This is a genomic window from Halothiobacillus neapolitanus c2, assembly GCF_000024765.1.
Lineage (GTDB): Bacteria > Pseudomonadota > Gammaproteobacteria > Halothiobacillales > Halothiobacillaceae > Halothiobacillus > Halothiobacillus neapolitanus.
This window is the reverse complement of sequence record NC_013422.1, coordinates 1,131,851-1,156,777: the sequence shown is the minus strand read 5'-3', so window position 1 is coordinate 1,156,777 and position 24,927 is coordinate 1,131,851. Positions and strand designations below refer to the sequence as shown.

23 protein-coding genes are annotated in these 24,927 nt (G+C 51.3%); 8 read left to right on the top strand and 15 right to left on the bottom strand.

Features of this window, described 5'->3' with window-relative positions; translation table 11 throughout:
- Positions 1-37 precede the first annotated feature (37 nt).
- Positions 38-985 (top strand): tRNA glutamyl-Q(34) synthetase GluQRS, encoded by a 948-nt coding sequence (gene gluQRS, locus HNEAP_RS05375; RefSeq protein WP_012823941.1) that lies wholly within the window; start codon positions 38-40, stop codon positions 983-985.
- A gap of 26 nt (positions 986-1,011) precedes the next feature.
- On the opposite strand, the gene HNEAP_RS05370 is transcribed toward gluQRS, so the two are convergent.
- A complete protein-coding gene (locus tag HNEAP_RS05370; protein WP_012823940.1) occupies positions 1,012-1,479 on the bottom strand; it encodes a YcgN family cysteine cluster protein in 468 nt (155 codons plus the stop codon).
- 9 nt (positions 1,480-1,488) lie between these two features.
- Positions 1,489-1,707, bottom strand: a complete 219-nt coding sequence (locus HNEAP_RS05365) for a hypothetical protein (RefSeq protein ID WP_041600378.1) — start codon at positions 1,705-1,707, stop codon at positions 1,489-1,491.
- 273 nt (positions 1,708-1,980) lie between these two features.
- On the opposite strand from HNEAP_RS05365, the gene HNEAP_RS05360 reads away from it, so the two are divergent.
- Positions 1,981-2,694 carry a YebC/PmpR family DNA-binding transcriptional regulator gene (locus HNEAP_RS05360; protein ID WP_012823938.1) on the top strand — a complete coding sequence of 238 codons (714 nt, stop codon included), beginning with the start codon at positions 1,981-1,983 and terminating at the stop codon, positions 2,692-2,694.
- A 22-nt stretch (positions 2,695-2,716) separates the two neighbouring features.
- Here HNEAP_RS05360 and HNEAP_RS05355 read toward each other — a convergent pair whose 3' ends face one another.
- The 3 genes from HNEAP_RS05355 to HNEAP_RS05345 form a co-directional block, all read right to left on the bottom strand.
- Entirely contained in the window at positions 2,717-3,826 is a 1,110-nt protein-coding gene (locus tag HNEAP_RS05355; RefSeq protein WP_012823937.1) for a hypothetical protein, read from the bottom strand.
- Between the two features lie 107 nt (positions 3,827-3,933).
- Positions 3,934-6,516: a bifunctional aconitate hydratase 2/2-methylisocitrate dehydratase gene (gene acnB, locus HNEAP_RS05350; protein ID WP_012823936.1), complete on the bottom strand. Its 2,583-nt coding sequence runs from the start codon at positions 6,514-6,516 to the stop codon at positions 3,934-3,936.
- 380 nt (positions 6,517-6,896) lie between these two features.
- On the bottom strand, positions 6,897-7,481 hold the full coding sequence (locus HNEAP_RS05345) for an NUDIX domain-containing protein (protein WP_012823935.1): 585 nt from the start codon (positions 7,479-7,481) through the stop codon (positions 6,897-6,899).
- A gap of 95 nt (positions 7,482-7,576) precedes the next feature.
- On the opposite strand from HNEAP_RS05345, the gene HNEAP_RS05340 reads away from it, so the two are divergent.
- On the top strand, positions 7,577-7,876 hold the full coding sequence (locus HNEAP_RS05340; protein ID WP_012823934.1) for a hypothetical protein: 300 nt from the start codon (positions 7,577-7,579) through the stop codon (positions 7,874-7,876).
- Here HNEAP_RS05340 and HNEAP_RS05335 read toward each other — a convergent pair.
- Both HNEAP_RS05335 and ettA read right to left on the bottom strand, forming a co-directional pair.
- A complete protein-coding gene (locus tag HNEAP_RS05335; RefSeq protein WP_012823933.1) occupies positions 7,873-8,688 on the bottom strand; it encodes an HDOD domain-containing protein in 816 nt (271 codons plus the stop codon). The genes HNEAP_RS05340 and HNEAP_RS05335 overlap by 4 nt on opposite strands.
- An 88-nt stretch (positions 8,689-8,776) precedes the next feature.
- Positions 8,777-10,441 (bottom strand): energy-dependent translational throttle protein EttA, encoded by a 1,665-nt coding sequence (ettA, locus tag HNEAP_RS05330; RefSeq protein ID WP_012823932.1) that lies wholly within the window; start codon positions 10,439-10,441, stop codon positions 8,777-8,779.
- Between the two features lie 58 nt (positions 10,442-10,499).
- Between ettA and HNEAP_RS12230 the strand changes: the two genes are divergently transcribed.
- The 3 genes from HNEAP_RS12230 (at position 10,500) to HNEAP_RS05315 (ending at position 14,526) form a co-directional block, all read left to right on the top strand.
- Positions 10,500-12,377 carry a VWA domain-containing protein gene (locus HNEAP_RS12230; RefSeq protein WP_012823931.1) on the top strand — a complete coding sequence of 626 codons (1,878 nt, stop codon included), beginning with the start codon at positions 10,500-10,502 and terminating at the stop codon, positions 12,375-12,377.
- Entirely contained in the window at positions 12,374-13,621 is a 1,248-nt protein-coding gene (locus tag HNEAP_RS05320; protein ID WP_012823930.1) for a hypothetical protein, read from the top strand. The genes HNEAP_RS12230 and HNEAP_RS05320 overlap by 4 nt, the downstream gene beginning before the upstream one ends.
- Before the next feature lie 383 nt (positions 13,622-14,004).
- Positions 14,005-14,526: a thioredoxin fold domain-containing protein gene (locus HNEAP_RS05315; RefSeq protein WP_166635983.1), complete on the top strand. Its 522-nt coding sequence runs from the start codon at positions 14,005-14,007 to the stop codon at positions 14,524-14,526.
- A gap of 102 nt (positions 14,527-14,628) precedes the next feature.
- On the opposite strand, the gene HNEAP_RS05310 is transcribed toward HNEAP_RS05315, so the two are convergent.
- From HNEAP_RS05310 to HNEAP_RS05300, 3 genes are all read right to left on the bottom strand, one after another.
- Positions 14,629-15,273, bottom strand: coding sequence for a peroxiredoxin (locus tag HNEAP_RS05310; protein WP_012823928.1), 645 nt, complete (start codon positions 15,271-15,273; stop codon positions 14,629-14,631).
- Positions 15,274-15,468: 195 nt separating this feature from the next.
- A complete protein-coding gene (gene murB / locus HNEAP_RS05305; protein WP_012823927.1) occupies positions 15,469-16,527 on the bottom strand; it encodes a UDP-N-acetylmuramate dehydrogenase in 1,059 nt (352 codons plus the stop codon).
- A gap of 17 nt (positions 16,528-16,544) precedes the next feature.
- Positions 16,545-17,468 (bottom strand): glycosyltransferase family protein, encoded by a 924-nt coding sequence (locus tag HNEAP_RS05300; RefSeq protein ID WP_041600375.1) that lies wholly within the window; start codon positions 17,466-17,468, stop codon positions 16,545-16,547.
- A 192-nt stretch (positions 17,469-17,660) separates the two neighbouring features.
- Here HNEAP_RS05300 and metG point away from each other — a divergent pair, with 192 nt between their 5' ends.
- A complete protein-coding gene (gene metG, locus HNEAP_RS05295) occupies positions 17,661-19,718 on the top strand; it encodes a methionine--tRNA ligase (protein ID WP_012823925.1) in 2,058 nt (685 codons plus the stop codon).
- 63 nt (positions 19,719-19,781) lie between these two features.
- Here metG and ccoS read toward each other — a convergent pair whose 3' ends face one another.
- The 4 genes from ccoS to HNEAP_RS05275 all read right to left on the bottom strand — a co-directional run bounded on the left by ccoS (position 19,782) and on the right by HNEAP_RS05275 (position 22,619).
- Positions 19,782-19,997, bottom strand: a complete 216-nt coding sequence (gene ccoS / locus HNEAP_RS05290) for a cbb3-type cytochrome oxidase assembly protein CcoS (protein ID WP_012823924.1) — start codon at positions 19,995-19,997, stop codon at positions 19,782-19,784.
- A 191-nt stretch (positions 19,998-20,188) separates the two neighbouring features.
- Entirely contained in the window at positions 20,189-21,118 is a 930-nt protein-coding gene (htpX, locus tag HNEAP_RS05285) for a protease HtpX (RefSeq protein WP_012823923.1), read from the bottom strand.
- Between the two features lie 170 nt (positions 21,119-21,288).
- Positions 21,289-21,699, bottom strand: coding sequence for a hypothetical protein (locus tag HNEAP_RS05280; protein WP_012823922.1), 411 nt, complete (start codon positions 21,697-21,699; stop codon positions 21,289-21,291).
- An 86-nt stretch (positions 21,700-21,785) separates the two neighbouring features.
- Positions 21,786-22,619, bottom strand: coding sequence for a GNAT family N-acetyltransferase (locus HNEAP_RS05275; protein WP_012823921.1), 834 nt, complete (start codon positions 22,617-22,619; stop codon positions 21,786-21,788).
- Positions 22,620-22,817: 198 nt separating this feature from the next.
- On the opposite strand from HNEAP_RS05275, the gene HNEAP_RS05270 reads away from it, so the two are divergent.
- Positions 22,818-23,858, top strand: coding sequence for a quinone-dependent dihydroorotate dehydrogenase (locus tag HNEAP_RS05270; protein WP_041600747.1), 1,041 nt, complete (start codon positions 22,818-22,820; stop codon positions 23,856-23,858).
- A 279-nt stretch (positions 23,859-24,137) separates the two neighbouring features.
- On the opposite strand, the gene HNEAP_RS05265 is transcribed toward HNEAP_RS05270, so the two are convergent.
- Positions 24,138-24,899: a HesA/MoeB/ThiF family protein gene (locus HNEAP_RS05265; protein WP_012823919.1), complete on the bottom strand. Its 762-nt coding sequence runs from the start codon at positions 24,897-24,899 to the stop codon at positions 24,138-24,140.
- Positions 24,900-24,927: the final 28 nt, after the last annotated feature.

Sequence of the window (24,927 nt, the reverse complement as noted above, 5' to 3'; positions counted from 1 at the left end):
TGGCATTTGAACGACCTGAGACCATAGTAACGAGATAATGGACAGAACGAAACGACACCCCGCCACCAAAACGACCCAAACTTATGTCGGTCGATTTGCACCGACGCCTTCGGGCGCCTTGCACCTGGGTTCTCTGGTAGCCGCGCTCGGCAGTTATATTGATGCGCGTGCGCACAACGGGTTATGGAAAGTGCGAATTGATGACCTGGACGAACAACGATGTCTGCCGGAAACAACCGAGCAGATCATCACCCAACTCTTGGCACATGGGCTGGTGCCCGATGGAGAAATTATCCAGCAACGAACCAGGCATGAGCGCTATACCGAGGCATTGAACCGGTTGGCGGATAACGCCCTCACCTACCGTTGCCGCTGTACGCGCAAACAGCTCCGCGATGCGATGCAAACGGGGCTGGCCAGTGAAGGGCCCGCAGGCCCCATTTATCCGGGCACATGCCGGAAACGCCCTGTTGCGGAACACGAAGTGGCAGGAATACGATTTATCGTGCCCACCGAGTCCATCCAATACACCGACCGCTTTCTGGGGCAGATGGAACAATCATTATCCACAACCATCGGTGACCCGATTTTGCGACGGTCAGACGATGTTTTTGCCTATCATCTGGCCGAAGTCGTCGACAACCAAACAATGGGCATCACCCACGTGGTGCGCGGTGCCGACCTCGCCGCACTCACGCCACTCCACATCGCCCTGCATAGCGCTTTGTTCCCGGATTCACCACAGCCGGTGTACGGACACCTGCCGCTTGTGCTGGGAAGCAATGGGCTCAAACTCAGCAAGACCAATCACGCGCCTGCATTGGATAATCGCCATGCGCGAGAAAATCTCATGGCAGCTGCTGCGTACCTTGGCTTAGGTGCCTTTTCAAATCCCCCTACCATTGACGAGATGCTCAAACAATGGACTCGACAGTGGGCAGAACAGCATCGCATTGTCGACACTGAATCCTCCAAAGAATCTTAGCGCAGCCACACTCTAAGACTATGTATCTATGGGCTTTCTTCTAAAGGCCACTCAACAATATGTTCTGGCCAGTCGTCCTCATTAAGCCCATCGACGTGCCGAGCTCGCTCCGTCACCGAAAAACCCGCCGTTCGAGCGGAATCAGCCCGACCGGTTTTCAACGGATGCCATTCAGGCAAATCACGCCCTTCAGCCAATCGACGATAAGCACAGGTCGCCGGCAGCCAATGAAATTCATCCAGATCCTCGGGTTTGAGCCAAACACAGGTGGGCACTTTTTCATGTCGGTTTTGATAGTCACCGCAACGGCAGGTGTTCAAATCCAGTAAATCGCAGGCCAGATCGGTGTAGAACACCGTGCCTTCACTATCGTCATCATCGGAGATTTTCTGTAGACAGCACTTCGCGCAACCATCGCAGAGCGACTCCCATTCTTCGGCTGACATGTCAGATAAACGTTTACTCAGCCAGAACGGCTTCTCATGTTCAGTCATTCGGGTGCCCTATTGCTGCTCTGCTTGCTTGAGGCGTTCATCCTGCAACTTCTGGGCGGCATCAATCTGCCGTTTGGCAGAATCTAAATCTTGCTTGGCTGCCTTGGCCGCTTGCGCCTCGGCAGCGGCATTGGTCGCGGTGCCGCCCGCACCACATCCCGACACGAGTAGCGCAGAGAGGACCATCATGCCGCCTGCCAGCACCAACCATATTTTTTTCAGATACATCGTCCCATCCATTTTCATCGCCCTCCGACCAACCCAAGGACACCTCGAAATACCCGTGATTCGTCGTTCCCGCGAAAGCGGGAACCCAGAAAAAACAAGGCGCTAAATTCCCGCCTACGCGGGAATGACGGGTTTTTCGAAATTCCCCTAAATAAAACTCGTTCATTGTGACTGTACTTTGTTATTGAGTTCAATGACCCAGCGCCTGCAATTTAAACAACGGTGTGGGTTTGAGTTAGAATCCGCGCTCAAGATTTTCCGGAGCAGAACCTCATGGGCAGAGCCTACCAGAACCGCAAAGAATCCATGGCCAAAACGGCCGATGCCAAAGCCAAGGTATACAGCAAGTATGGCCGCGAGATTTACGTCGTCGCCAAATCCGGTGGCACTGATCCAAACGGCAATCTGGCACTGCGCAGCATGATCGAACGTGCAAAAAAGGATCAGGTGCCTGCCCACGTCATCGAAAAGGCCATTGAAAAAGCCAAGGGCGGTTTCGGTGAGGATTACAGCCCCGCACGCTATGAGGGTTTTGGCCCCGGTGGCGTGGTGGTTCTGGTCGATTGCTTGACCGACAACCCCAATCGCACCATCGGCGACGTGCGCAACTGCTTCACCAAAACCAAAACCAAACTCGGCACGCCCGGCACGGTGATGCACCAGTTTGATCATGCCGCCATTTTTTCATTTAGCGGCGAAGAAGATGCTGTGCTCGAAGCCCTGCTGATGGACGATGTCGATGTCACCGATATCGAAAGTGAAGACGGCAAAGTGACTGTGTTCGTGCCCAACACGGAATACAACAAGGCTCGTCAGGCGCTGATCACAGCTTTTGGCGAGATCGACTTCGATGTGGACGAAATCCAGTTCGTACCCAAGACATCAACGCCGATTAGCGGTGACGATGTAGCCACCATGGATAAATTGCTGGATATGCTCAACGATGTGGAAGATGTGCAGAGCGTTTATCACGACGCGGTGTATTGATAATTTGAAACGTAGAATTTAGCTATTCTATTTTTTCAATACTTTCTACCCACCTATAGCTCAAATAGCCTTTTTTTTGGACAAAAAGTAGCTGATTACCAACTGACACATTGTTATAGAGTCCACTGGATACCTCTACTTTTATGCTCCCTGATTTACCATTCCAATTAGGGACATAAACATAATAACTGCTCGAACTTCGCCCTCTTGTTGATGTTTTGTTCAAAATATTTACTTGATGTGGAGTACCTTTTGAGTTGTCTAGCTCCATATTTATATCACGAAGTTCCGCAAAGGAAGTAGATACGGCCCCCAAATAACCAACCAAGATAAGTTCAATTATAATCAAATGTGCTCTAGCGCTGCGCCTCAGCAGCAATACCGATGAAGCAATTAGGATTAAAATAATTATTGACCCAATCAGAACAGAATCCAATGCCAGATTTGACACATCAATGGTAAATGGAACTTCTATCACTTCAATGCGGAGTAGTTGAATCATTCCGTTAACAAACAGCGCAGTACTCAAGGCAAGAATTAGCGCAGCCTTAAATACAAAAGGATCTTTCAAGAATTCATGAGGATTTTCAGGTAGTTCCACGAGTGCATCAGATATTTTTGATAGTTGGCTGACAACCTCTGAATATAGTGAATTGGAATTATTTTTTTCAAAACCTTCTTTTGTTTTAACTCTGACCCAGAGTTGCCCACCTTGGGATCTTATTTCTTTCAATGAGCAATTAAAAGTGGCAACAATTTTAGATATTTGTACAACTGCATCTGTGATTTCAATCTTGTCAGTAATTTGCTGATGAAAAAAAGCGTTATCGGATGCCACATATATAAGATCATCAAATTCTTTATCATCAACTTGATACTCAACAGACAGGCCTATATATTTGAAAATTCTATCAATCCATGATTCTTCCTTGAAAAGAAAATCATACCCATCTTTAGCATCTATCCCGATTCTTATAAAAGCAGTTGATTTTATTTTTGTTTTTGTTATATCAAATTGATATGGAACTCCATTTGAGGATGCAAGTTTACCTTTCCATCTTGCGTTAATTTTTTTTTGCGAAAAATAAATGAAAAAACCTGAAACGGTTATAAATCCAAAAGCAAACCACATGACAGCACATCCTTTTTGATCGTCACTTCAAACACTAATCTTATCCCTAAAAAATAACCCAAAACTTTCGATTCGGGTTATTGTGTCGTGCCTGAACTAGTGAAGACTTAGACCACAATCACCGGAATATCCTTGATCATCTGCAAACCTTTAATGGCCTCTTGCTGATATTCCGCGATCTCGTTGAAATTGAGATAGCGATAAATATCGTCGGCCAAGGGTTTGAGGCCGGCGACCTGCGCCTGATATTCCTCGTTGGTCGGCAAGCGGCCGAGCAAGGCGGCCACTGCTGATAGCTCGGCCGAAGCGAGATAGACATTGGCATCTTTGCCCATGCGGTTCGGGAAGTTGCGCGTGGAGGTGGAAACCACCGTAGCGCCATCGGCCACGCGCGCCTGATTGCCCATGCACAAAGAACAACCCGGCATTTCGACGCGGGCACCGGCTTTCCCGAAAATGCTGTAATAACCTTCTTCAGTGAGCTGGTGCTCATCCATGCGGGTGGGCGGCGCAATCCAAAGCCGCGTGGGCACCGAGCCGCCATTGGCTTCCAGCACTTTTCCGGCCGCACGGTAATGGCCGATATTGGTCATGCACGAACCGATAAACACCTCGTCGATGGGCGTGCCCTGCACTGCCGACAAGGGTTTGATGTCGTCCGGATCGTTCGGGCAAGCCAGCAAGGGCTCGGTGATGGTTGCCAGATCGATTTCGATGATTTCGGCGTATTCGGCATCCGCATCGGGTTCGAGCAATTCAGGACGAGCAAGCCACTGCTCCATCGCCTCGATTCGACGCGCCAAAGTCCGTTTATCCTCATAATCATTGGCGATCATCCACTGCAACAAGGTGATGTTGCTGGTTAAAAACTCAATGATGGGTGCTTTACCGAGCCGGACGGTACAACCGTTGGCCGAGCGTTCGGCAGAGGCATCAGCAAATTCGAAGGCTTGCTCAACTTTAAGATTAGGCAATCCTTCAATTTCAAGCACGCGGCCATTAAAGACGTTTTTCTTGCCTTTTTTCTCCACCGTCATCAAACCGCGCTGAATCGCAACATAGGGAATGGCATTCACCAGATCACGCAGGGTAATGCCCGGCTGCATCTCACCCTTGAAACGAACCAGAACGGATTCGGGCATATCCAGCGGCATGACGCCCAAGGCGGCAGCGAAAGCCACAAGCCCCGAGCCCGCCGGGAAGGAAATACCGATGGGGAAACGGGTGTGTGAATCGCCGCCGGTGCCAACGGTATCGGGCAGAATCATGCGGTTAAGCCAGCTGTGAATGACGCCATCGCCGGGGCGCAGGGAAACACCGCCCCGGGTGCTGATAAATTGCGGCAGTTCATGCTGAAGTTCGATATCCACCGGCTTGGGGTACGCGGCTGTATGGCAGAACGATTGCATGACCAAATCTGCTGAAAAACCGAGGCAGGCCAATTCTTTGAGCTCGTCACGAGTCATCGCGCCGGTAGTATCTTGGCTACCCACCGTGGCCATGCGCGGCTCGCAGTACGTGCCGGGACGCACGCCTTCAACGCCGCAAGCGCGGCCAACCATTTTCTGCGCTAAGGTAAACCCTTTGCCGGTATCTTGCGGTTGAACCGGGCGACGGAAAACCTCAAAGGCGGGTAAATTGAGGGCATCACGCGCCCGATCAGTCAAGGCGCGGCCAATAATCAACATAATTCGGCCACCGGCCCGCACTTCATCGGCGAGTGTGGTGGGTTTGAGTTGGAAGGTCTCGATGACCTTACCATCTTTGAGCAACTCACCGGCATAGGGACGAATGGTGACGACATCCCCGGTTTCCAGCTGATCCACATTTACTTCAATCGGCAAGGCGCCCGAATCTTCAGCCGTATTGAAGAAAATCGGCGCGATCTTACTGCCCAGAACCACACCGCCGGTGCGCTTGTTGGGCACATGCGGAATGTCGCGGCCCATCGCCCATTGCACGGAATTGATGGCCGATTTGCGCGAGGAACCCGTGCCGACCACATCGCCCACATAAGCGACCGGATGGCCTTTTTCTTTCAAAGTGACGATATTGCTCAGGCCATCGGCCATTTTGCTGTTGAGCATTGCGAGCGCATGCAAGGGGATATCCGGCCGACTCCATGCCTCCTGCGCAGGCGAGAGATCGTCGGTGTTGGTTTCGCCCGGTACTTTGAAGACCGTCACGGTGAGTTCTTCGGCCAATTCGGGCTTATTCAAGAACCATTCGGCAGCCGCCCAAGATTCAATCACCGCTTTGGCGCGCTCATTGCCCGCCCGCATTTTATCTTCCACATCTCGAAAAGCATCGTAGATCAATACGGTGCCTTTAAGTGCCGCCACCGCTGCGTCGCCCACCACATCATCGTCCAGCATCGCCACGAGTGGATCGATGTTGTACCCGCCAATCATGGTGCCGAGCCATTTGACTGCTTGCACTCGGTCAATCAACGGTGAATGGGCCTTACCGTTAGCGACATCGGCCAGAAACGCCGCCTTAACATAGGCTGCCTCATCGACGCCCGGCGGAACGCAATCGGTCAACAGATGCATTAGAAACGCTGTGTCTTCTCCCGCTGGCGGTCTCTTGATCAGCTCGATCAACGCCGCGGTTTGCACCGCATTGAGAGCTTTGGGTGGAATTCCCTGCTGGGCACGTTCGTGTTGATGACTGCGATAGGCTTCGAGCATGGTAGTTTCCTCAAATTCAAATGTATTTCAAAAAAGTCAGGAGCCTTTGATTAGAGCCGCGTCAACGACCCACATCATGGGCGACCTGTAAAAGAAAGGTCAGAATATCGATCGCGCCTCTGTGTGATCGCCAAAGCAATCACCTGTGCCAAAAAACGGCATTGGAGCAATCTGTGCATCCCCATCTTCCTTGGTTAATCTGATTGTCTGGTTTTACTTTGATAGGCGCAAATGATTCTCACCCTACAAGGAAAAACCCAATATTTGCACTACTTTATTGCAGGGCAATATTCAAAAAAACACAAATAACCAATTAATAAACAATAGGTTGAAAAATAAAACAACCGTGATGGCATTTATGCGCCAAAAATAGGCACGTGTTAACCGCCAACAAATTGCGGCAGATGTCGCTCCAGCCATTGCAAAGCAATGATCGGAGCCGCTGAACAGATGATCCCGGAATCAACTCGAGCCAATGCTTCATCCAACGACATGGTATGCAACTTGATGTCTTCATGCTCTTCGGGCAAGCCAAAAAACGTATCGGTCGGAGCCGCATCGATCAGGGCAAGAAACAAATAGATGCTCTCCGTGGTGCCGCCTGGGCTGACCCAATAGCGCGTAATCGGTATCAGTTTCAGGGGTTCAAGACCTGCTTCTTCTGCCATTTCTCGGCGTGCGACCGATTCAACAGTTTCATTGGGCTCGATCATGCCAGCAACTATTTCGGTCAGCCAAGGCCCACTCGGCGCTTCGAATGCACCGGGCCTGAACTGTTCGATTAAAACGACTTCACGTCGTTTGGGATCAAAGGGCAGAACAGCCACAGCGTGACCACGCTCGAATATCTCCCGACTGATTTCAGGTGACCAGCCACCGTCATAACGCTCGAAGCGAAGACGATAGCGGTTCAACGCAAAAAAACCACGGTACAAAGGTTCTATATTCAGTAATTCGTACTGCATCTTCATCCTGATTGGTTAATGATATGATCGGGCAGGTTATGCTAACCGAAGTTCATAAGACTATTACAGCCAAACGGAAAAGCAGAAGGTGCCCTATGCCCACATCCTTGATTCAACTGCTGGAACCCCTGATCGGTAGCACGCTGACGATTGACCACCGCCGCGGAACGGTGATTGATATCTTAGAAGATCCGCCCTCACTGGTCATGAGCAGCTCCGAATCACAGGAAGAAATTCGCCTCGATCACCTGGGGAGACCTCAAGAAACCACCGTTCCCAGTTGGACAGTGAGCCTGTTCAGCAAATCCGGAAACGCCCTGCATCCGGATTTACAAAGACAACTCCATCCTGATCTTGCAGTCAAGGCGCATGAATTTCTTAATAACAAAGATTAGAAACCCGCACTAAGCGCTCGAATTGCATCGTCAATTTCCTGGTCAATCAGGCTCACGCTCAAATCGAGACCCAATTTTTCAGCAGCAGGAATTGGCTTGCCATCCGGTGTTTCCGTCAAACCTTTCGCTTGAGCGATCGCCGCGATAACCACATCGGCATGATTGGCAGGTCCCTCGTGCGTATAGTTGAGGTTATTCGCTTCTCGCACCACGTCTTCATACATCGGCGGGAAATCCCAGGCCTGGACAATCTTGGCGCCCAGCCGTGGTTGCAGGTTCATCACCAGTTCGTTTAACAGAGCCGGTGCCTCCTGTAACTTGGGAATATCTTCAGCGACCACAATCACCGGGATTCCCCCTACGCCGTGAAGCAATCCGGCCAGCAATGCCTGATCGACATCAAGCTTGGTGTATTCCCTGGCAATACGGTGTGCTAAAGCCGCAATCTGGGCAGAGAATGACCAATGCTCCTGCATCGCCTTCTTGATAACTGCATGATTGGCTTTGAAAAGCTGTTGAGTGGATAACGATACGATCAACTGGCTGACTGTGCGCATGCCAAGGCGTGTTATGACTTGATGTAGCCCGTCAATCTTCTGTACGCCCCGATACATCGCGCTGTTCGCAACCTGAATCAGGCGTGCGGCAATGGCTGGATCCTGTGCGACCACATCTACCAGATCCTGAATCGTGCTGTCCGGTTGCTCCGCCACACGCCTTGAGCGGATAGCAACATCCGGGAGTACGGGAAGCGCAATGCCCTTCTCCATGATTTTATTGATGATGGCCTGTTCCAATGCAGGATTAACCATTTCAAGCTCCTTTTTATAACTGGCGGCTAAATGACGCCAGTAATCAGTCATTCACTGCTGGGTTCTTTTGGCAAAAACATAAAAACGCTTAGGCCAATCGGGTGTATTTGATCCGTTTGGGTTGATCGGCATCCGAACCCAACCGCTTGTGTCGATCTGCTTCGTAATCCTGGAAATTCCCCTGGAAGAACACCACAGAGCCATCGTCCTCGAATGCCAGGATGTGTGTCGCGATTCTGTCAAGGAACCAACGGTCGTGCGAAATGACCAGCGCAGAACCCGGGAAATCGAGGATCGCCTGCTCCAGCGCCCGCAAGGTTTCGATATCGAGGTCGTTGGTTGGTTCATCAAGCAGGAGCACGTTGCCGCCGGACTTGAGCAACTTGGCCAGATGGACGCGATTGCGCTCACCGCCGGACAAGTCCTTCATGAACTTTTGCTGATCCTGCCCTTTGAAATTAAACCGGCCAAGATAAGCGCGCGAAGGCATCTCGTATTTGCCGACCGTGATGTTGTCGTAACCGCCGGAAATCTCTTCCCAGACGGTCTTGTTATTTTCAAGATCCTCGCGACCCTGCGCCACATAGGAAATTTGTACCGATTCTCCGATGGAGATTTCACCGTCATCCGGTTTCTCCTCGCCAATCAGCATCTTGAACAGCGTTGATTTACCCACGCCATTGGGACCGATGATGCCGACGATCCCGCCCTTGGGCACGGAGAACGACAAACCTTGATACAACACACGGTCACCAAATTGTTTGGACAGATTGGTGACGTCAATCACCTTGTCGCCCAAACGAGGTCCTGGCGGAATGTAAATCTCGTTGGTTTCCGAGCGCTTCTGGAATTCTTCCGATTGGAGCTCTTCGAACCGGGCCAGACGCGCCTTGGATTTGGCCTGACGCCCCTTGGGATTCTGCCGAACCCATTCGAGCTCCTGCTCCATCGCCTTGCGCTTGGCCGATTCGGTTTTCTCTTCCTGTGCCAGTCGCTTTTCCTTGCTATCGAGCCATTGTGAGTAGTTACCCTCGAACGGGATGCCCTGACCGCGGTCAAGTTCGAGAATCCAACCGGCCACGTTATCGAGGAAGTATCGATCGTGGGTTACTGCAACCACAGTCCCGTTAAACTCCTGCAAAAAGCGCTCAAGCCAGGCAACGGATTCCGCATCCAGATGGTTGGTCGGTTCATCGAGAATCAGCATATCCGGGTTGGAAAGCAGCAAGCGGCAGAGCGCCACGCGACGGCGTTCACCGCCGGAAAGCTTCGCGACATCTGCATCCCAAGGCGGCAGACGCAGCGCATCGGCGGCGATCTCGAGTTTACGATCCAGATCCCAACCACCGGCAGCATCGATTTTGTCCTGCAATTCGGCCTGTTCAGCCAGTAATGCATCAAAGTCGGCGTCCGGGTTGGCAAACTCATTGCTTACTTCATTGAAGCGTTCAAGCAAACGCGCTGTTTCACCCGCGCCGTCCATGACATTGCCACGCACGTCCTTGGCGGGGTCAAGGTCAGGCTCCTGCTTGAGATAGCCGATTTGAATACCGGGTTGAGGGCGCGCTTCACCAACGATGTCCTGATCGACACCGGCCATGATGCGGAGCAATGTAGACTTGCCCGCACCGTTGTAACCCAATACGCCGATTTTGGCGCCCGGGAAGAAATTAAGGTAAATGTCTTTGAGAATAAATTTTTTCGGAGGGACGAGTTTGCCGACCCCATTCATGGTGAAGATATATTGCGCCATACGACCTTTGGTTTTGAGAGTAAAATGTGCGGGTATTATCAATCAGATCGAGGTAAGGATGCCAGTACCACCGACAAGCCCGCTCATCAGAATGCATGCATCCACCATTTGCGGGCTACTTATTCTGCTGATTACCGGGCTGGCTTTCGTACCCGCACAGGCAGCAACGCCTCCGGAACTTCATGTGTTAATCGACGTTTCCGGCAGCATGAAGCAAACCGACCCAAACAATCTAAGACGCCCCGCCTTGCGCTTACTGGGTGATTTGCTGCCTCCCTCTGCGCAAATTGGCATCTGGTTTTTCGGTGACAAAGTCAGCCTTATGTTAAAAACGGCCGGTGCTGATCCAAAAGTAAAGGAACGCGTCCGTCAAACCGCCAAAAAAATACGATCCAACGAACCCTTCACCGATATTCCTGCTGCCCTAGCCGCGGCTGCCGCCACCTGGAACGATGGCACGGACCGTAACATTCTGTTGTTGTCCGATGGCATGGTTGATATATCACCGGAAAAAGCCATTAATGTTCGAGCCCAAGAAGAACTTTTGCAGAAACTCGTGCCGCAACTCAGGGCCGAACATATTCGCGTGCACACGATCGCCTTGTCCAAAGATGCCGACAGTAAGCTGCTTTCCCAGATTGCAGCCGACACGGGCGGCATTTTTGTCGAAGCCGACTCGGCCGACGCATTGCAACGCGCTTTTCTCAAGATATTCGAAGCGGCTGCCCCACGTGACGGCCTTCCACTGAAAGACAACAAGTTCCTGGTTGATCGTGCCGTCAAAGAACTGACCATCCTCGCGTTCCGAGACAAACCGGAAAACCAGACAAAACTCAAGCTACCCGATGGTCAAATCGTTGACGCCCAAGGCAGCAGGTCCAAAATGGGTTGGCGTTGGGATGACAGTGGCGGCCGTGATCTGGTTACCATCGAAAATCCGCCGGCTGGAGCGTGGCAGATAATCGGCGGACTCGATCCGGACAACCGAGCGCTGATCATCACTGATCTCAAACTTCACCTGACGCCCTTGCCGACGCGTATCTACCCGGGGGAACGGATCGATGGCGCGCTGATGCTGACCAATCATGATCAACCGATCACCAAGGCCGCATTAACGCAGACAATCAACGCAACGATCGATGAACAAAAAGGAAGCGAACTGATTCAGTCGATCAAACTTAATGATCAGGGCGCAGACCCGGACATTATCGGCGGTGATGGAAAATTCAACTATCAGCTCCATCTGATTGATCCTGCGGGTATTTACAGCCTGGTCGCCACGGCAAGCAGCCCGACCTTCCAACGTGATTGGCGCCAGAATTTTGCTATGGCACCGTTGCCACCAGTGCAACTCAAACTCGTTTCATCCGTAGTCGAAGTATCACCAGCCGAATCTTCGAATAGCCCGGATGGACACCCCGCCCAACCCGTCAAAAAGACCCTGCGTCAGATTCAAGTCACTCAGGATCCCACGGTACTTGAACCTAATACGGCCAAATTAATCGGACAATGGCAATGCGAACGGCCCCATTCAAATAAGCCCGATGCAAATAAACCCGATTCAAATAAATATGGCGCGCCCATACCCATCGAATGGCATTTAACCGACACCAGCATGATGTTCCCTGCGCCCGATGAGACGACGGCAGACTGTGTGCTGAACGCTGTGCTTAAAGCAAAACTGACGACGCACAGAGACATCGATCTGGTGCTTGAACCATTCAAGCTACCCGCGCTATCTCACCCCATGCCACAACCCAAGCAGGCAGAACCTGTCCAACAGGCGCAAGAGGGTGCTTCGGGTAGGATCAACTGGATGCTCATCATCGTTATCAATGCCGTGGCGCTGCTCCTGATCGGACTGGGGACATGGCTTTGGAAACGAAAAGTGAAACGTACACACCGCCAACTGCTTGAAGAGGCACAATCAGTATGACAACGCCAACCACGACAGCCGCGACACACGCTGTGTTCACACAACACTGGGCTATTCTGGCAACGGAGGCTGCTGTCGTTTTATTGTTTTTTGCTCTGGGCATTGGTTTACTCAGTTGGCTTGGTCGCCGCAAACGGATCAATGCGGCCCGAGCGCTTCTCGATGAACGGAACGATTTGGCAGAAACTGCCACCGAAACCTTTCATACCCATGTTCAAGCGCTGGCAACCGGCAAGACACTGACCCCCGATGAGCTTGACGATTACGAGCAGCGTAGCCTTCAAGTGGTCAACGAACTGGTGGAACCCTGGCTCGAACCGTCTGCGGAAAATTTGCGCGATGCCGTGCGTCAAATCATGACGATCCGACACAACGACCTACACCAAATTGCGGCCATATTCCGCCAGCAGCAAGCGGCTGAACCCATTTCCGACAATTCGGCAAACGCACCACAAATTCAGCAGTTACAAACCGAGCTCGCGGCCAGCCAGAAAACCGAGGCAGAACGGTCGGCCCAACTCGCTGAAGCATTGAAATCGGTAAGCATCATTGTTGGTGAATACGGGAGAAAATTCGGTGTCGAAGCCGATTATCGCGTTCCACAGATCTTGCGTGCGCTGATTTATCTTCAATCCATTGATAAGGGCATGAATCAGAAGGAAGCCTCGGATGCGGCTGATGCCAGCATGGACAGTGGCATTGATGTGTTTGATGAAGAGAATTTGGCTGACGAAAGTGTGAAAGCCACTCCGACAACACCTGCCACCGATCCTGTATCAGCGTCATCTTCGGAACCCAAGGCGGTTCACAAGCCGGAATCCAAGCCGGCTCCCAAGGCCCCTGAGAATGAACCTCAAGTTGCAGACGCCACTGCAAGCACAGCCCAAACAGAAATTGGAAAACAAACGGCATCCACGAAGGAAACTGTAACCGCTCCAGATAAACAACCGGAAGAACCGAAGATTGTTGATCTTGCAGAAACTAGCAGCGAACCAAAATCAGATGAGATTAAATCTGTCGAAAAGGTTGGCACAGAAGAACACGAAACCACGGAAGAACAAATAGATCTGGATGCTGTTGAGCTTCCGGAAAATGCGCCAGATAACACGGAGTTCAACCTTGATCTGGATGACATCGATGCGCTACTGGACGCAGAAATCAGCCGCCAGCAGGAAAAGGCGACCACACCAACCACACTCCCCAATCTGGATGACGACGAGCTCGATTTAAGCAAAAAACCTTAAGGAAGCTCTGAATAATTCCATCCTGGAATCCTCAGAGCACGCAAAGCAAAAGGCGTGACTTTTGCTTTGCTTCATTTTCAATCACGTACGTGATTGAAAATGGCGGCACGTCCTTGTGCCGCAAGGAACCTCTGAATTAATCAGAAGTTCCTTAACATCAGAATCATTACAACCTGGAACTCAATAGGCTTAATGTCTAAAGTAGTTAGGCAGGCAATTAAATAAGGGACCATCTCATGTTCGATCATCACCTTCACCGATCCAGACAACAGCGACTAATCCCGTTCTGGGCCAGTATGCTCCTAACATTGTTCATTTTTAATGCGCCAATATATGCGCAAACGGCAACCGCGGCGCAAGATCGAGTGGTTGCCCAAAATCTGATGAACGATCTTGCCGATTCCAGCTGGATACAAGATGGCACCGGATCAAAGATTGTTTATCTATTTTTTGATCCAAACTGCCCGTATTGTCATCACGTGTTCGATTCGTTGATGAAGATTCGTAAAGACAGTCCCGATCTGCAATTTCGCTGGATACCGTTGGGCATGCTGGGTAGCAATTCGACGGCCAAGGCGGGAGCTATCATTCAGGCACCCGATCCGCTGAAGGCTTTTATGACCAATGAGAAGAATTATGGGTTTCTCAATTCGGATACCGGTGGCGGCATCCTACCGGCAAAACAAGTGGATGCAGCATCGCAAACCATCCTGGTTGAAAACCTTTCGATTTTGCAGGGACAGAATTTGTATGGCATCCCCGTTGTGGTGTTTCAAGCCGATGATGGCAAACCCTTCTATTTTTCAGGTCAGCGCTCTGAGGCACAGTTAAGGGAAATTCTGGCACATGTGGAAGCCGGCAGCTTTGGTGGCGGACAACCAATTAAAGGTCAGCAGAATAAATAGTTGAATTTGTTTCAGTTATTTCAAAAAAAGAAAGCCCGAATTGATCGGGCTTTTTTACGTTACGTCACGTTACGTGCTGCGACACTTCACTCATGAATGAAATCAGAGTGACTTTTTGCAGAAGTACCAGTCAACACATTCGTACTCACCGCTATTCACACGCGCTTCGGCTTCTTGTGCCGTTGCTGGTGGTGGCACGATGACCTTGTCGCCTGGCTGCCAGCCTTCAGGAGTGGCTACGCCATATTTGGTTGAGGTTTGCAACGCTTTTACCAGACGAAGAATTTCCGGAATCGAACGACCGTTACTCATCGGGTAATAAAGCATGGCACGCAAGATACCTTCTGGATCGATCACAAAAGTGGCACGAACCGCTTGAGTATCCGAAGCGCCCGGGTGCACCATTCCGAACATGCTGGCGACGTTCATCGAAAGATCGGCAATGATCGGGAAGGTAATTTCCACGCCAAACTTCTCTTTGATGTTGCGCTCCCAGGCAATGTGAGAGTAATTGCTGTCAATCGACAGGCCCAACAAATCGCAGTTGATCGCATTGAAATCAGGCGCGGCTTTGGCAAACGCCATGAATTCAGTGGAGCAAACCGGGGTAAAATCTGCAGGGTGTGAGAACAAAACCAGCCACTTGCCTTCGTAATCTTTGAGGGTTTTACGACCGTGGGTTGTGGGGGCGTCAAACTCAGGTGCGCGCTCGTTCAAACGGGGTAAAGAAATGGAAACATCACTCATGGTCAATTCTCCTGGTTGGTCGATACATTGAGTCAAACGATTCATTTGCCTGATGGCATCGTTCTACAGCCGTGCTGTGGAATTAAATTTACCAATGGAAGATAAATAAATAAAATGAAATCTTCCTATCAAATCGATAGATTTAAACTATCTATCTTTGTAAATCGATTAAAACACAACTGTCTTTCAGAGTGATTACACGATCAATGGTTCCGTTTTTAATCGCACGGCGAAATGCTTCCAGACATCCGCTTCGATTGCTTCGGCCAGTTGAAGGATTTGCTTGCCATTGGCACCACCTCGATTAATCAGTACCAAAGCATGACGGTCATAAACGCCGGCGGCACCAAATAAGCGCCCGCGCCATCCCGCTTGTTCAATCAGCCATCCGGCAGAAAGCTTGACGGAATCGTAATCATCCAGTGCGTAGAGCGGTAAATCGGGCCATGTAGTCTTCAGCATGTTGGCGTGCTGCATAGATACAATTGGGTTCTGAAAAAAACTCCCCAAACTTCCGGGGAGCGGTTGGCGCCAATCGGGGAGCTTTTTTCGACGCACTCGGGTCACGATTTCGGCCATATCCCTGGCAACAAGTGCAGATATGGGCTTTTTTTCCGTCCTTGAGTATGCCTCGGCCTCATCGACCAAACCCGGATATGCAAAATTTGGCCAATCTGCCGGCGGTCTTTTGTGCAAACGAACCCAAACGCGCAGGACCAACCATCGATTCGGTTCCGACTTGAACCGACTGTTGCGATAGCTTAGATGGCATTGTTCGGCCTTCCAGCGAAGTCGAACTTGTTCCCTGCGATCCCAAACCTCGACGGATTCAAGCACATCAGACAACTGCATGCCGTAGGCGCCGACGTTCTGGATCGGCGCGGCTCCAACTGTGCCCGGAATTTCTGCAAGTCGCTCCAGCCCATACCAACCCTGTGCGGCGGTCAAACGAACCCAATCATCAAGGCCCAAGCCCGCTTCGGCGAACGCCAGTACGGTCTCACCCTCATCAACGAAACCATGCTCAGCCGCTATGATAGCCACTACTTTACCGATACGCTCCGTCACAAACAGGATGTTACTCCCGCCGCCAACGACCAGTGTTTCCGTATCGGCAAGCCATGTCTCGCACAATTCGGGGTTAGCCAAAGCGTGCTCAATATGATTGATTTGCAAGAACTGATCTGCGAGAGCGTCGACCCGCATGGTGTTGCCAACGGGTTCATCGGTACGAAGATTAAATCCCAAGTTCACAAAATAACCCTATATGCTCATTTTGCATCGGCAGCGGCGGTAGATTGTCGTTCCAGCACTTGAATAATGGATTCAACGACGATGTTGGGCTGATTGAATGGTGCATGATCCAAATTGATCATCTCTTGGGTGGCCCAACGGGTGGAGATAACGCCGATACTGCTCGCCGAATCATTGGGACACAAGCACAGCCCCGGTCGACCAAGCGCTGCGGCAAGCCAAGCACTGGCGTTCAACCCGGTCAAAATATAATGCGCCGTCGCAATTTTTGACCAGTTTTTAAGCAATCGCTGAGCCGAATTAAACCCACGTTCTTCTTCAAGATAAATCACTCGTAATGGCGTTTCAGCGATTCGTTCTCTAAATTGCTGAAATAATTCATAACCCCATGGCAGTGAGCTCACGTCGACAATCAAATCAGCCGCTGTGTTGCCTTCCGCCTGATTTGCGTCAACGGGTGAGGTCAGAAAACCGTAATTTGGAGCGAGATCATGGAGGGAGTAGTTCAGTGCAGCTGCAAACAAAACCCGTATGGACTGGAGCAGGTGAAGTTCGGGCGGAAGCGGGAAAACCGACGAATAATCACTGTCTCGACTGGGTTCCGATAGATCGGCGATACCAACCCGACGCCAATTTACAAGGCGTGAGAATGCGCGTGTTTGCGAAGTACCAAACGGGTCAATCACGACATCCGGTGTGGGGAGCAACGCTGCACAGGCCAACTTGACGTCACGCCGTGCCGACCAACCAGAAGGATGCCAGCGCGATAGAGACAGTCCTTTCTCGTCGATCACCACTTTACCGGTTACAGCCGGATGCGCCTTTATGCACTGAATGATTTCAGGCGTACCGGCAACCGTTATCTTCAACCCCGGAATCGCATCTTGCGCGTCCGTAAACGCAGCCCATACGGGCAAACTACGCAGGGGATCAGAATCCAAACAAACTAAAATATGCAACCTTATAAACACCGTCCATTAGGGGCCGAAAGCTGTTTACGGGTTTTGTTGTGGAATGCGTCTATCACCTTTCACATCGTCTCAACGGCCTTTTATCGAGTCCTCATGCTAAACTTCGCGGCCCGGTTTTCCTAGAAATTTATCTGGACTTTTATCTCGGAACTATTGCGTTTTATGACACTTCAAGCCCCTCGTCGCATCTTGGTGACATCTGCTCTGCCCTATGCCAATGGCCCACTTCACTTGGGGCATATCATCGAAACCATCCAGACGGATATTTGGGTGCGCGCACAAAAACTGTTTGGCAATGAATGCCGCTATCTGTGTGCGGACGATACGCATGGCACGCCCATTATGCTCAAGGCGCAGCAAGAGGGAATCACGCCGGAAGAGCTCATTACGCGCATAGGCAATAGTCACAAAGCCGATTTTGCTGATTTCATGATTGGCTTCGACATATTTCACAGTACGCATTCCGAAGAAAACCGGCGTATGGCCAGTGAAATTTTCAAGCGGCTTGACGCACGTGGCTTGATCAGTCGCAAAACCATCAAGCAAGCCTATGATCCGGAAAAGGAAATGTTCCTGCCCGATCGCTTCATCAAGGGTGAGTGCCCCAAGTGCGGCGCCTTGGACCAATACGGTGACAACTGCGAGAAATGTGGCGCTACCTACAGCCCGACCGAACTAAAGAATCCGCGCTCAGTGCTTTCCGGTGCAACACCCGTCGAACGCGATTCCGAACACTATTTCTTCGACCTTCCAAAAATGCAAGATCGGCTCAAACAATGGTTGAGCGAAGACCGTGTACAGCCCGCCATTCGCGCAAAACTGCAGGAATGGTTTGATAGCGGCCTGCAGGCCTGGGATATTTCACGGGATGCGCCCTATTTCGGCTTTGAGATACCCGGCGCACCCGGCAAATTCTTTTATGTCTGGCTGGATGCGCCCATCGGCTATATCGGCGCCTTTCTGAAACTGGCCGAATCGACAGGGCTTGATTTCGACGAATATTGGGGCGAAAACGCCCAAACCGAACTCATCCATTTTATCGGCAAGGATATCGCGTACTTCCACACGCTGTTCTGGCCAGCCACGCTCATGGGCGCTGGGTTGCGCACACCGACAGCCGTGTATGCTCATGGCTTTTTGACCCTCAACGGCGAAAAAATGAGCAAGTCGCGCGGCACATTCATCCAGGCCCGCACCTATCTCAACCACCTCGACCCGCAGGCCCTGCGCTACTATTTTGCGGCCAAGCTCAGCAGCGGTATCGACGACATCGATCTCTCGCTCGAAGATTTCCGGCTGCGCGTCAACTCGGATCTGGTAGGCAAGGTCGTCAATATTGCCAGCCGTTGCGCCGGTTTTATTCACAAGCAGTTCAATAGTGAGTTGAGTGCCGAACTTGCCCACAGCGAACTCCACGAACAACTCGTGGCCGCCGCCGAATCCATCAAGACACGCTATGAGCGCCGTGAAACCGGTCAAGCCATGCGCGAAATCATGGCGCTGGCTGACTTGGTGAATCAATACATCGATGAGAAAAAACCCTGGGCCATGGCCAAGTCGCCCGACTCGCTTGCCGCCGTTCAAGGTGTGTGTACCGATGGCCTGAATGCCTTTCGCATCTTGATGACCTACCTCACGCCCGTTCTGCCGGCCATGAGTGCCAAGGCGGCACAATTCCTGAACCTGGCTGAATTCCGTTGGTCGGATCTTGCACGTCCGATGGTTGGACACAAGATCAACGCCTTTGAACCGCTGATGACACGTATCGAACAGACAGCCATCGATGCGCTGATCAAAGCGACGCAAGAAGAAGCTCAAGCAATGAACCAAGCGAACACCACGCCGCTCACAGAAGTGAAAGCACCGCGTGCCGAAATTGAACCGATTGCGGAAGAAATCACCATCGACCAATTCACGGCCGTGGATTTGCGCGTGGCGCGAATCGTCAATGCCGAGCACGTCGAAGGTGCAGCGAAATTGTTACGATTGACGCTGGATATCGATGAGGAGAAAACCCGCCAGGTGTTCGCCGGAATCAAATCCGCTTATGATCCTGCCACCCTCGTTGGCCGCCATACCGTCATGGTCGCCAACCTGAAACCCCGCCAGATGAAATTCGGCCTGTCGGAAGGCATGGTACTGGCCGCGGGCGATGGCAAAGGCGGGCTATTCATTTTGTCACCCGACGAAGGCGCGACCGCAGGCATGCGTGTGAAATAGTTCTCAAGTTGTAGGCACGAGAAAACCGCCAATTGGCGGTTTTTTTTTGGAAGAACGAATCTGTTAGCTCTTACTTTGAGGTGACTTTGATTCCAACTTGGTATCCTCAGGTGAATGAGGCTGTGTCGGAATACGAGGATCATCGTCATCCATCAGAATACGGTGGGCGGGACCTTCCAAATCTTCGTATTGATTGTTCTTGATCGCCCAGAATGCAGCCCAGACCAAGATCCCGGCAACCACCATACTCAACGGAACAAATAAATATAAAACAGTCATCAGGAAACCTCTGAACACGATCACGGCAATAGTTTGTGCTTACTGCCTGCTTTTACGTTTGAGCCTACGCTAAAAAGACAAGTTCCGCATCCTGCAAACAAAAAGCCTGCAAACAAAAGCCTGCAATAAGCAGGCTTCAGCTATTAGGGCTTTGGGATCGACCCAAACCACCCGAAGATCGTCATCCGTTATTACTGCACCGTACCGGTACGCGCGCCAAAGCCTGAGGATTGACCGTGACGTAAGGCGGCGATGCGTTCGTCAAGCGGTGGATGCGACATGAACAAGCGCCCAAATGAACCGCGGTGACCTGAAATGCCGAACGCAGTCATCTGCGAGGGCAATTGAGCAGGCGTGTCGTAATTCAACTTTAATCGCTCAAGCGCCGAGATCATCTTCTGACGGCTGGCAAAGCGAGCGCCTGCCTCATCTGCACGGAACTCACGCTGGCGGGAGAACCACATCACAATGATACTTGCCAGAATCCCGAAGATGATCTCAGCCACGATCGTGGTCACATAAAAGCCGATACCCGGACCATCACCCTGATTCTTGAGCAGAACGCGATCGACAAAATAACCGACGATACGCGCGAAGAAGATAACAAACGTGTTCACCACACCTTGAATGAGGGTCAAGGTAATCATATCGCCATTTGCCACGTGGCCAATCTCATGGCCCAATACGGCTTCTGCCTCATCACGCGTCATGTTGGCAAGCAAGCCGGTGGACACTGCGACCAGCGCGTTGTTTCTGCTCGCACCCGTGGCGAATGCGTTGATCTCCGGTGAGTCGTAAATCGCGACTTCCGGCATACCGATTCCAGCCATCTTTGCTTGGCGCTCAACGGTTTGCATTAACCAGCGTTCAGCCTCATTGCGCGGTTGCTCAATCACCTCGGCTCCTACACTGCGCTTAGCCATCCACTTGGACATCATCAGCGAAATCAGGGAACCCCCAAAACCGAATACCGCGGCCAGTACAAGAGTGGAGCCATAATTGATGCCATTCTTATCCATCGTCACGCCAAGGCCGAATACCTTGGAAATTACAAACCAGGCGACGGACAGGATCACCATGACAGCCAGGTTGGTCAGTAAAAACAGAATAATTCGTTTCATGGCAGGAATTCGTTCTCCAAAAAAGTTAAAGCAAGTTCGGTTCATTCAGAACCTGATGCTTATGATCAATACTCTAACTTAAAGTTTGGTTCATTTGATTTTTTTCAAGTAGCTTTGCATATCATCTTCTGATGCAGCAACTGGGGCACGGGCCAAGTGTTTCGGGCGTCTCAAGACAGTCGTCCGGTTTTGAGATAGACGACCAATCTTGCCTCTTGCTCAAGATCAGCCCATGTTTGTCGTTCGGATCGTGGCTGCGAGAACAACGGGAGGTTTTTCAAGAGAGTAATCTTTTGCAAACGATTCAGATATTCAGTGCTTGATATGTATGCGGGGGCAACAGCCAAGGCAGAATCCAACATTTGAATCGCGCGATCGAAACGCCAACTCAACCAGAGCATGCCGATGAGATATTCGGCCACCAACCGATGGTCTTCGCGCCGACCCGCCGCCGCGCGCAGCAGTTCGGCTTCGCTGACATTCGGCATTTTTAATTGCGCATCCGCCAAAAACTTCCGCACTTGTCGCTCAAATTGCGGATCGATTTCGGATTTGATCGGCAAAATCAGCGCTTCGTCCACAAGTGAGCCGCTCTGTTATGAATAGCGGCTCAGTTTAGCGCCATTTTGCGGAAGATCGCTAAACAGCAGGCAGCTCTTTCAGCGATTCAGGCCGCCTGACGTGATTTGAGCGAATCGAGCAGACCTTCCTGTTTTCGCTGAACAAAATGCCGAACATAACGACGTTGAAGATTTGCCCGTTCCAGCCATATAAAAACATCGGCTGTATTGAAATCCTCATCCCAAAACGGTTCACCGCCAATCTGGGCACCAAGACGAAGATATGCCTTCAATAAAGGGGGCATGCGAACATCTTGTTCGCGTAATACTTTGTCCTCATTCTTGGGAGGAAGCATTCGCAGAGAATTGACCCGTAACGAATCCGGCGTGAGATACCGATCACGTAATTGATCCATGATGAGATTGGCCTTAACACCGCCATCATCCAGAGAAATGCTCGCGCATCCCATCAGGTACATGAAGCGGTTATTTTCCATGAATTGCGCCAGACCAGACCAAAGACAGCCGATGGTGGCACCATTGCGGTAAGCCGGGTCGACACAGGTTCGACCAATTTCCATCACACGACCATCGATATCACGCAGACAAGAGAGATCAAACTCTTTTGCCGAATAATATCCGCCCGCAACCTGAGCCTGGGTATCTGTGAGAATGCGTGTACACGCCACCGCTTCACCCGAATCGAGATCTCGCACCAACATGTGGTGGCAATATTCGTCAAAATGATCACTTTCCAGCCCCAAAGGCAACGCGCAATCGATTTTTGCACCTAATTCTTCAACAAAGATCCGATAACGCAGACGAAAGCAGGCATCGATCTGCTCTTGGCTCAGCGCCAACTCGACTTGTAATCGGCGATCTGAATCGGTTTTGATTTTTGGCTTATTGCTTCGAGAAGTCGTGTCGCGATCTAAATTCATTACACAGCACACCCAAATTGATATGGGGTGAAGTTAATTGACGGATATGTCATTACTGTGTTCGGTTTGTTTCAGCGTACTGACAAGATCGTGAAATTTTGATGAATGCACGAAAGGAAGTTCGGGGGATCGGATTGCGCCCTGACAGCGGTCACGGCAAACTACACGACCAAACTGACGCCAAGTGATCACACCTTTATGAATCTATACCCGTTGATACGCGCCTTGCTGTTCCGATTCGAACCAGAAACGGCTCATCGACTGACGTTTGCCCTTCTCGACATGGCGGCCAAAACGCCCTGGTGCACCTACGCGCGCGGAAAGGTAACGTCGAGTCCGGTGGACGTCATGGGGTTAACCTTTCCTAACCGAATCGGCCTGGCGGCTGGGCTCGACAAGAACGGCGATCATATCGATGCCCTGTCCTGCCTCGGGTTCGGATTTATCGAAATCGGCACTGTTACGCCCCGTGCCCAACCCGGCAACCCGCGGCCACGGTTGTTCCGACTGGCCGATGCCGAAGCGCTGATCAACCGCATGGGTTTTAACAACGATGGCCTCGAAAGCTTTCTTGATAATGTTCAAAATCGAAACAGCAAAGGCATTTTGGGCCTGAATATCGGTAAGAACTTTGACACGCCCATCGAACGGGCTCTGGATGACTATTTGATCGGGTTGAGAGAAGTCCATCGCTTCGCCGACTACGTCACGATCAATATTTCATCCCCAAACACAAAAAATTTACGCCAGTTACAGGCATCGGATCAGTTCGGCCCATTGCTCGCCGCATTGAAGAAACAAAAGGATGAACTTGACCGGCAGAATGAACGCCAAGTCCCGATCGTCGTCAAGATTGCGCCCGATCTGAGTGGTGAGGAAATCGAATCCATGGCACGCCTTCTCCTTGATGAAGGCATGGATGGGGTGATTGCCACCAACACCACGATTGATCGCGCCATGGTGTCGGGCCTGCCGCACGCCGACGAGGCTGGTGGCCTGAGCGGTCGTCCTGTTCGCAAGGCCTCGACTGAAGTTATCCGCCATCTTCGCGCCACACTGCCCGCTGATTTCCCAATCATTGGCGTCGGTGGCATCGACAGCGCCGCTGCGGCTTTGGAGAAGATCGAGGCCGGCGCGGACCTGCTGCAGCTCTATACGGGTTTCATTTATCGCGGGCCGGGGCTGATTCGGGAAATTGCACAGGCGTTGGCGTCTGCGGATCGTAGCCAGCAGTTTTAGAAAAAAAAACTTAAGGAAGCTCTGAATAATTCCATCCTGGAATCCTCAGAACACGCAAAGCAAAAGGCGTGACTTTTTTTTTGCTTCATTTTCAATCACATTTGGGAAGCTCGAAATACCCGTCATTCCCGCGTAGGCGGGAATCCAGCGCCTTGATTTTTCTGGGTTCACGCTTTCGCGGGAATGACGAATCACGGGTATTTCGAGGTGCCGATTTTTGATTGAAGATGGCGGCACGTCCTTATGCCGCAAGGAACCTCTGAATTAATCAAAGGTTCCTTAACGGGAAGAATCGGGACGATTAGTGCAAACCGGGCAATCGGGATCACGGCGGTACCGAATCGTTCTGAACTCGGCCCGCTTGAGATCGAAGAGGGCGAGTCGCCCAACCAGAGGGTCACCAAAGCCTGACAACATCTTAATGGCCTCACTGGCCTGCAGGCTACCAATCATCCCGACCAGCGGTGAAAGCACACCTGTTTCACTGCAACTCAACGCATCCTCACCCTCTTCCTGATACAAACAGCGATAGCATGGTGACTCGGGCTGTCGCGTATCGAACACGGTCACCTGCCCTTCCATACGGATCGCCGCACCAGAAACCAGCGGCTTTTGAGCATCAACACAGGCCGCATTGAGCGAAAAACGCAGTGCAAAATTATCCGAACAGTCACAAACCAGATCGACATCGGTCAGCAATTTCGGCAGGTTTTCATTTGTGAGCTTGTCGTGAACTAACCTGAGTTTTACATCAGGATTGATAGCGGCAATTCGCCGAGCCGCCGAATCGATCTTAGGTAAGCCCACAGAAGCGGTGTCATGAATCACCTGTCGTTGCAGATTGCTCAAATCAACCGTATCAAAATCGGCCAGCACCAATTCGCCCACGCCCGCAGCCGCAAGATACAAGGCTACGGGTGAACCCAAGCCGCCCAAGCCAGCTATCAATACCCGGGCGCCACGAATACGCTCTTGCCCCTCATAGTCGATTTCAGGCAGCATGATGTGGCGGCTGTAGCGCAGTAATTGCTCGTCGTTCATTAATAGTTTCAAAAGTTTAACGGAATTG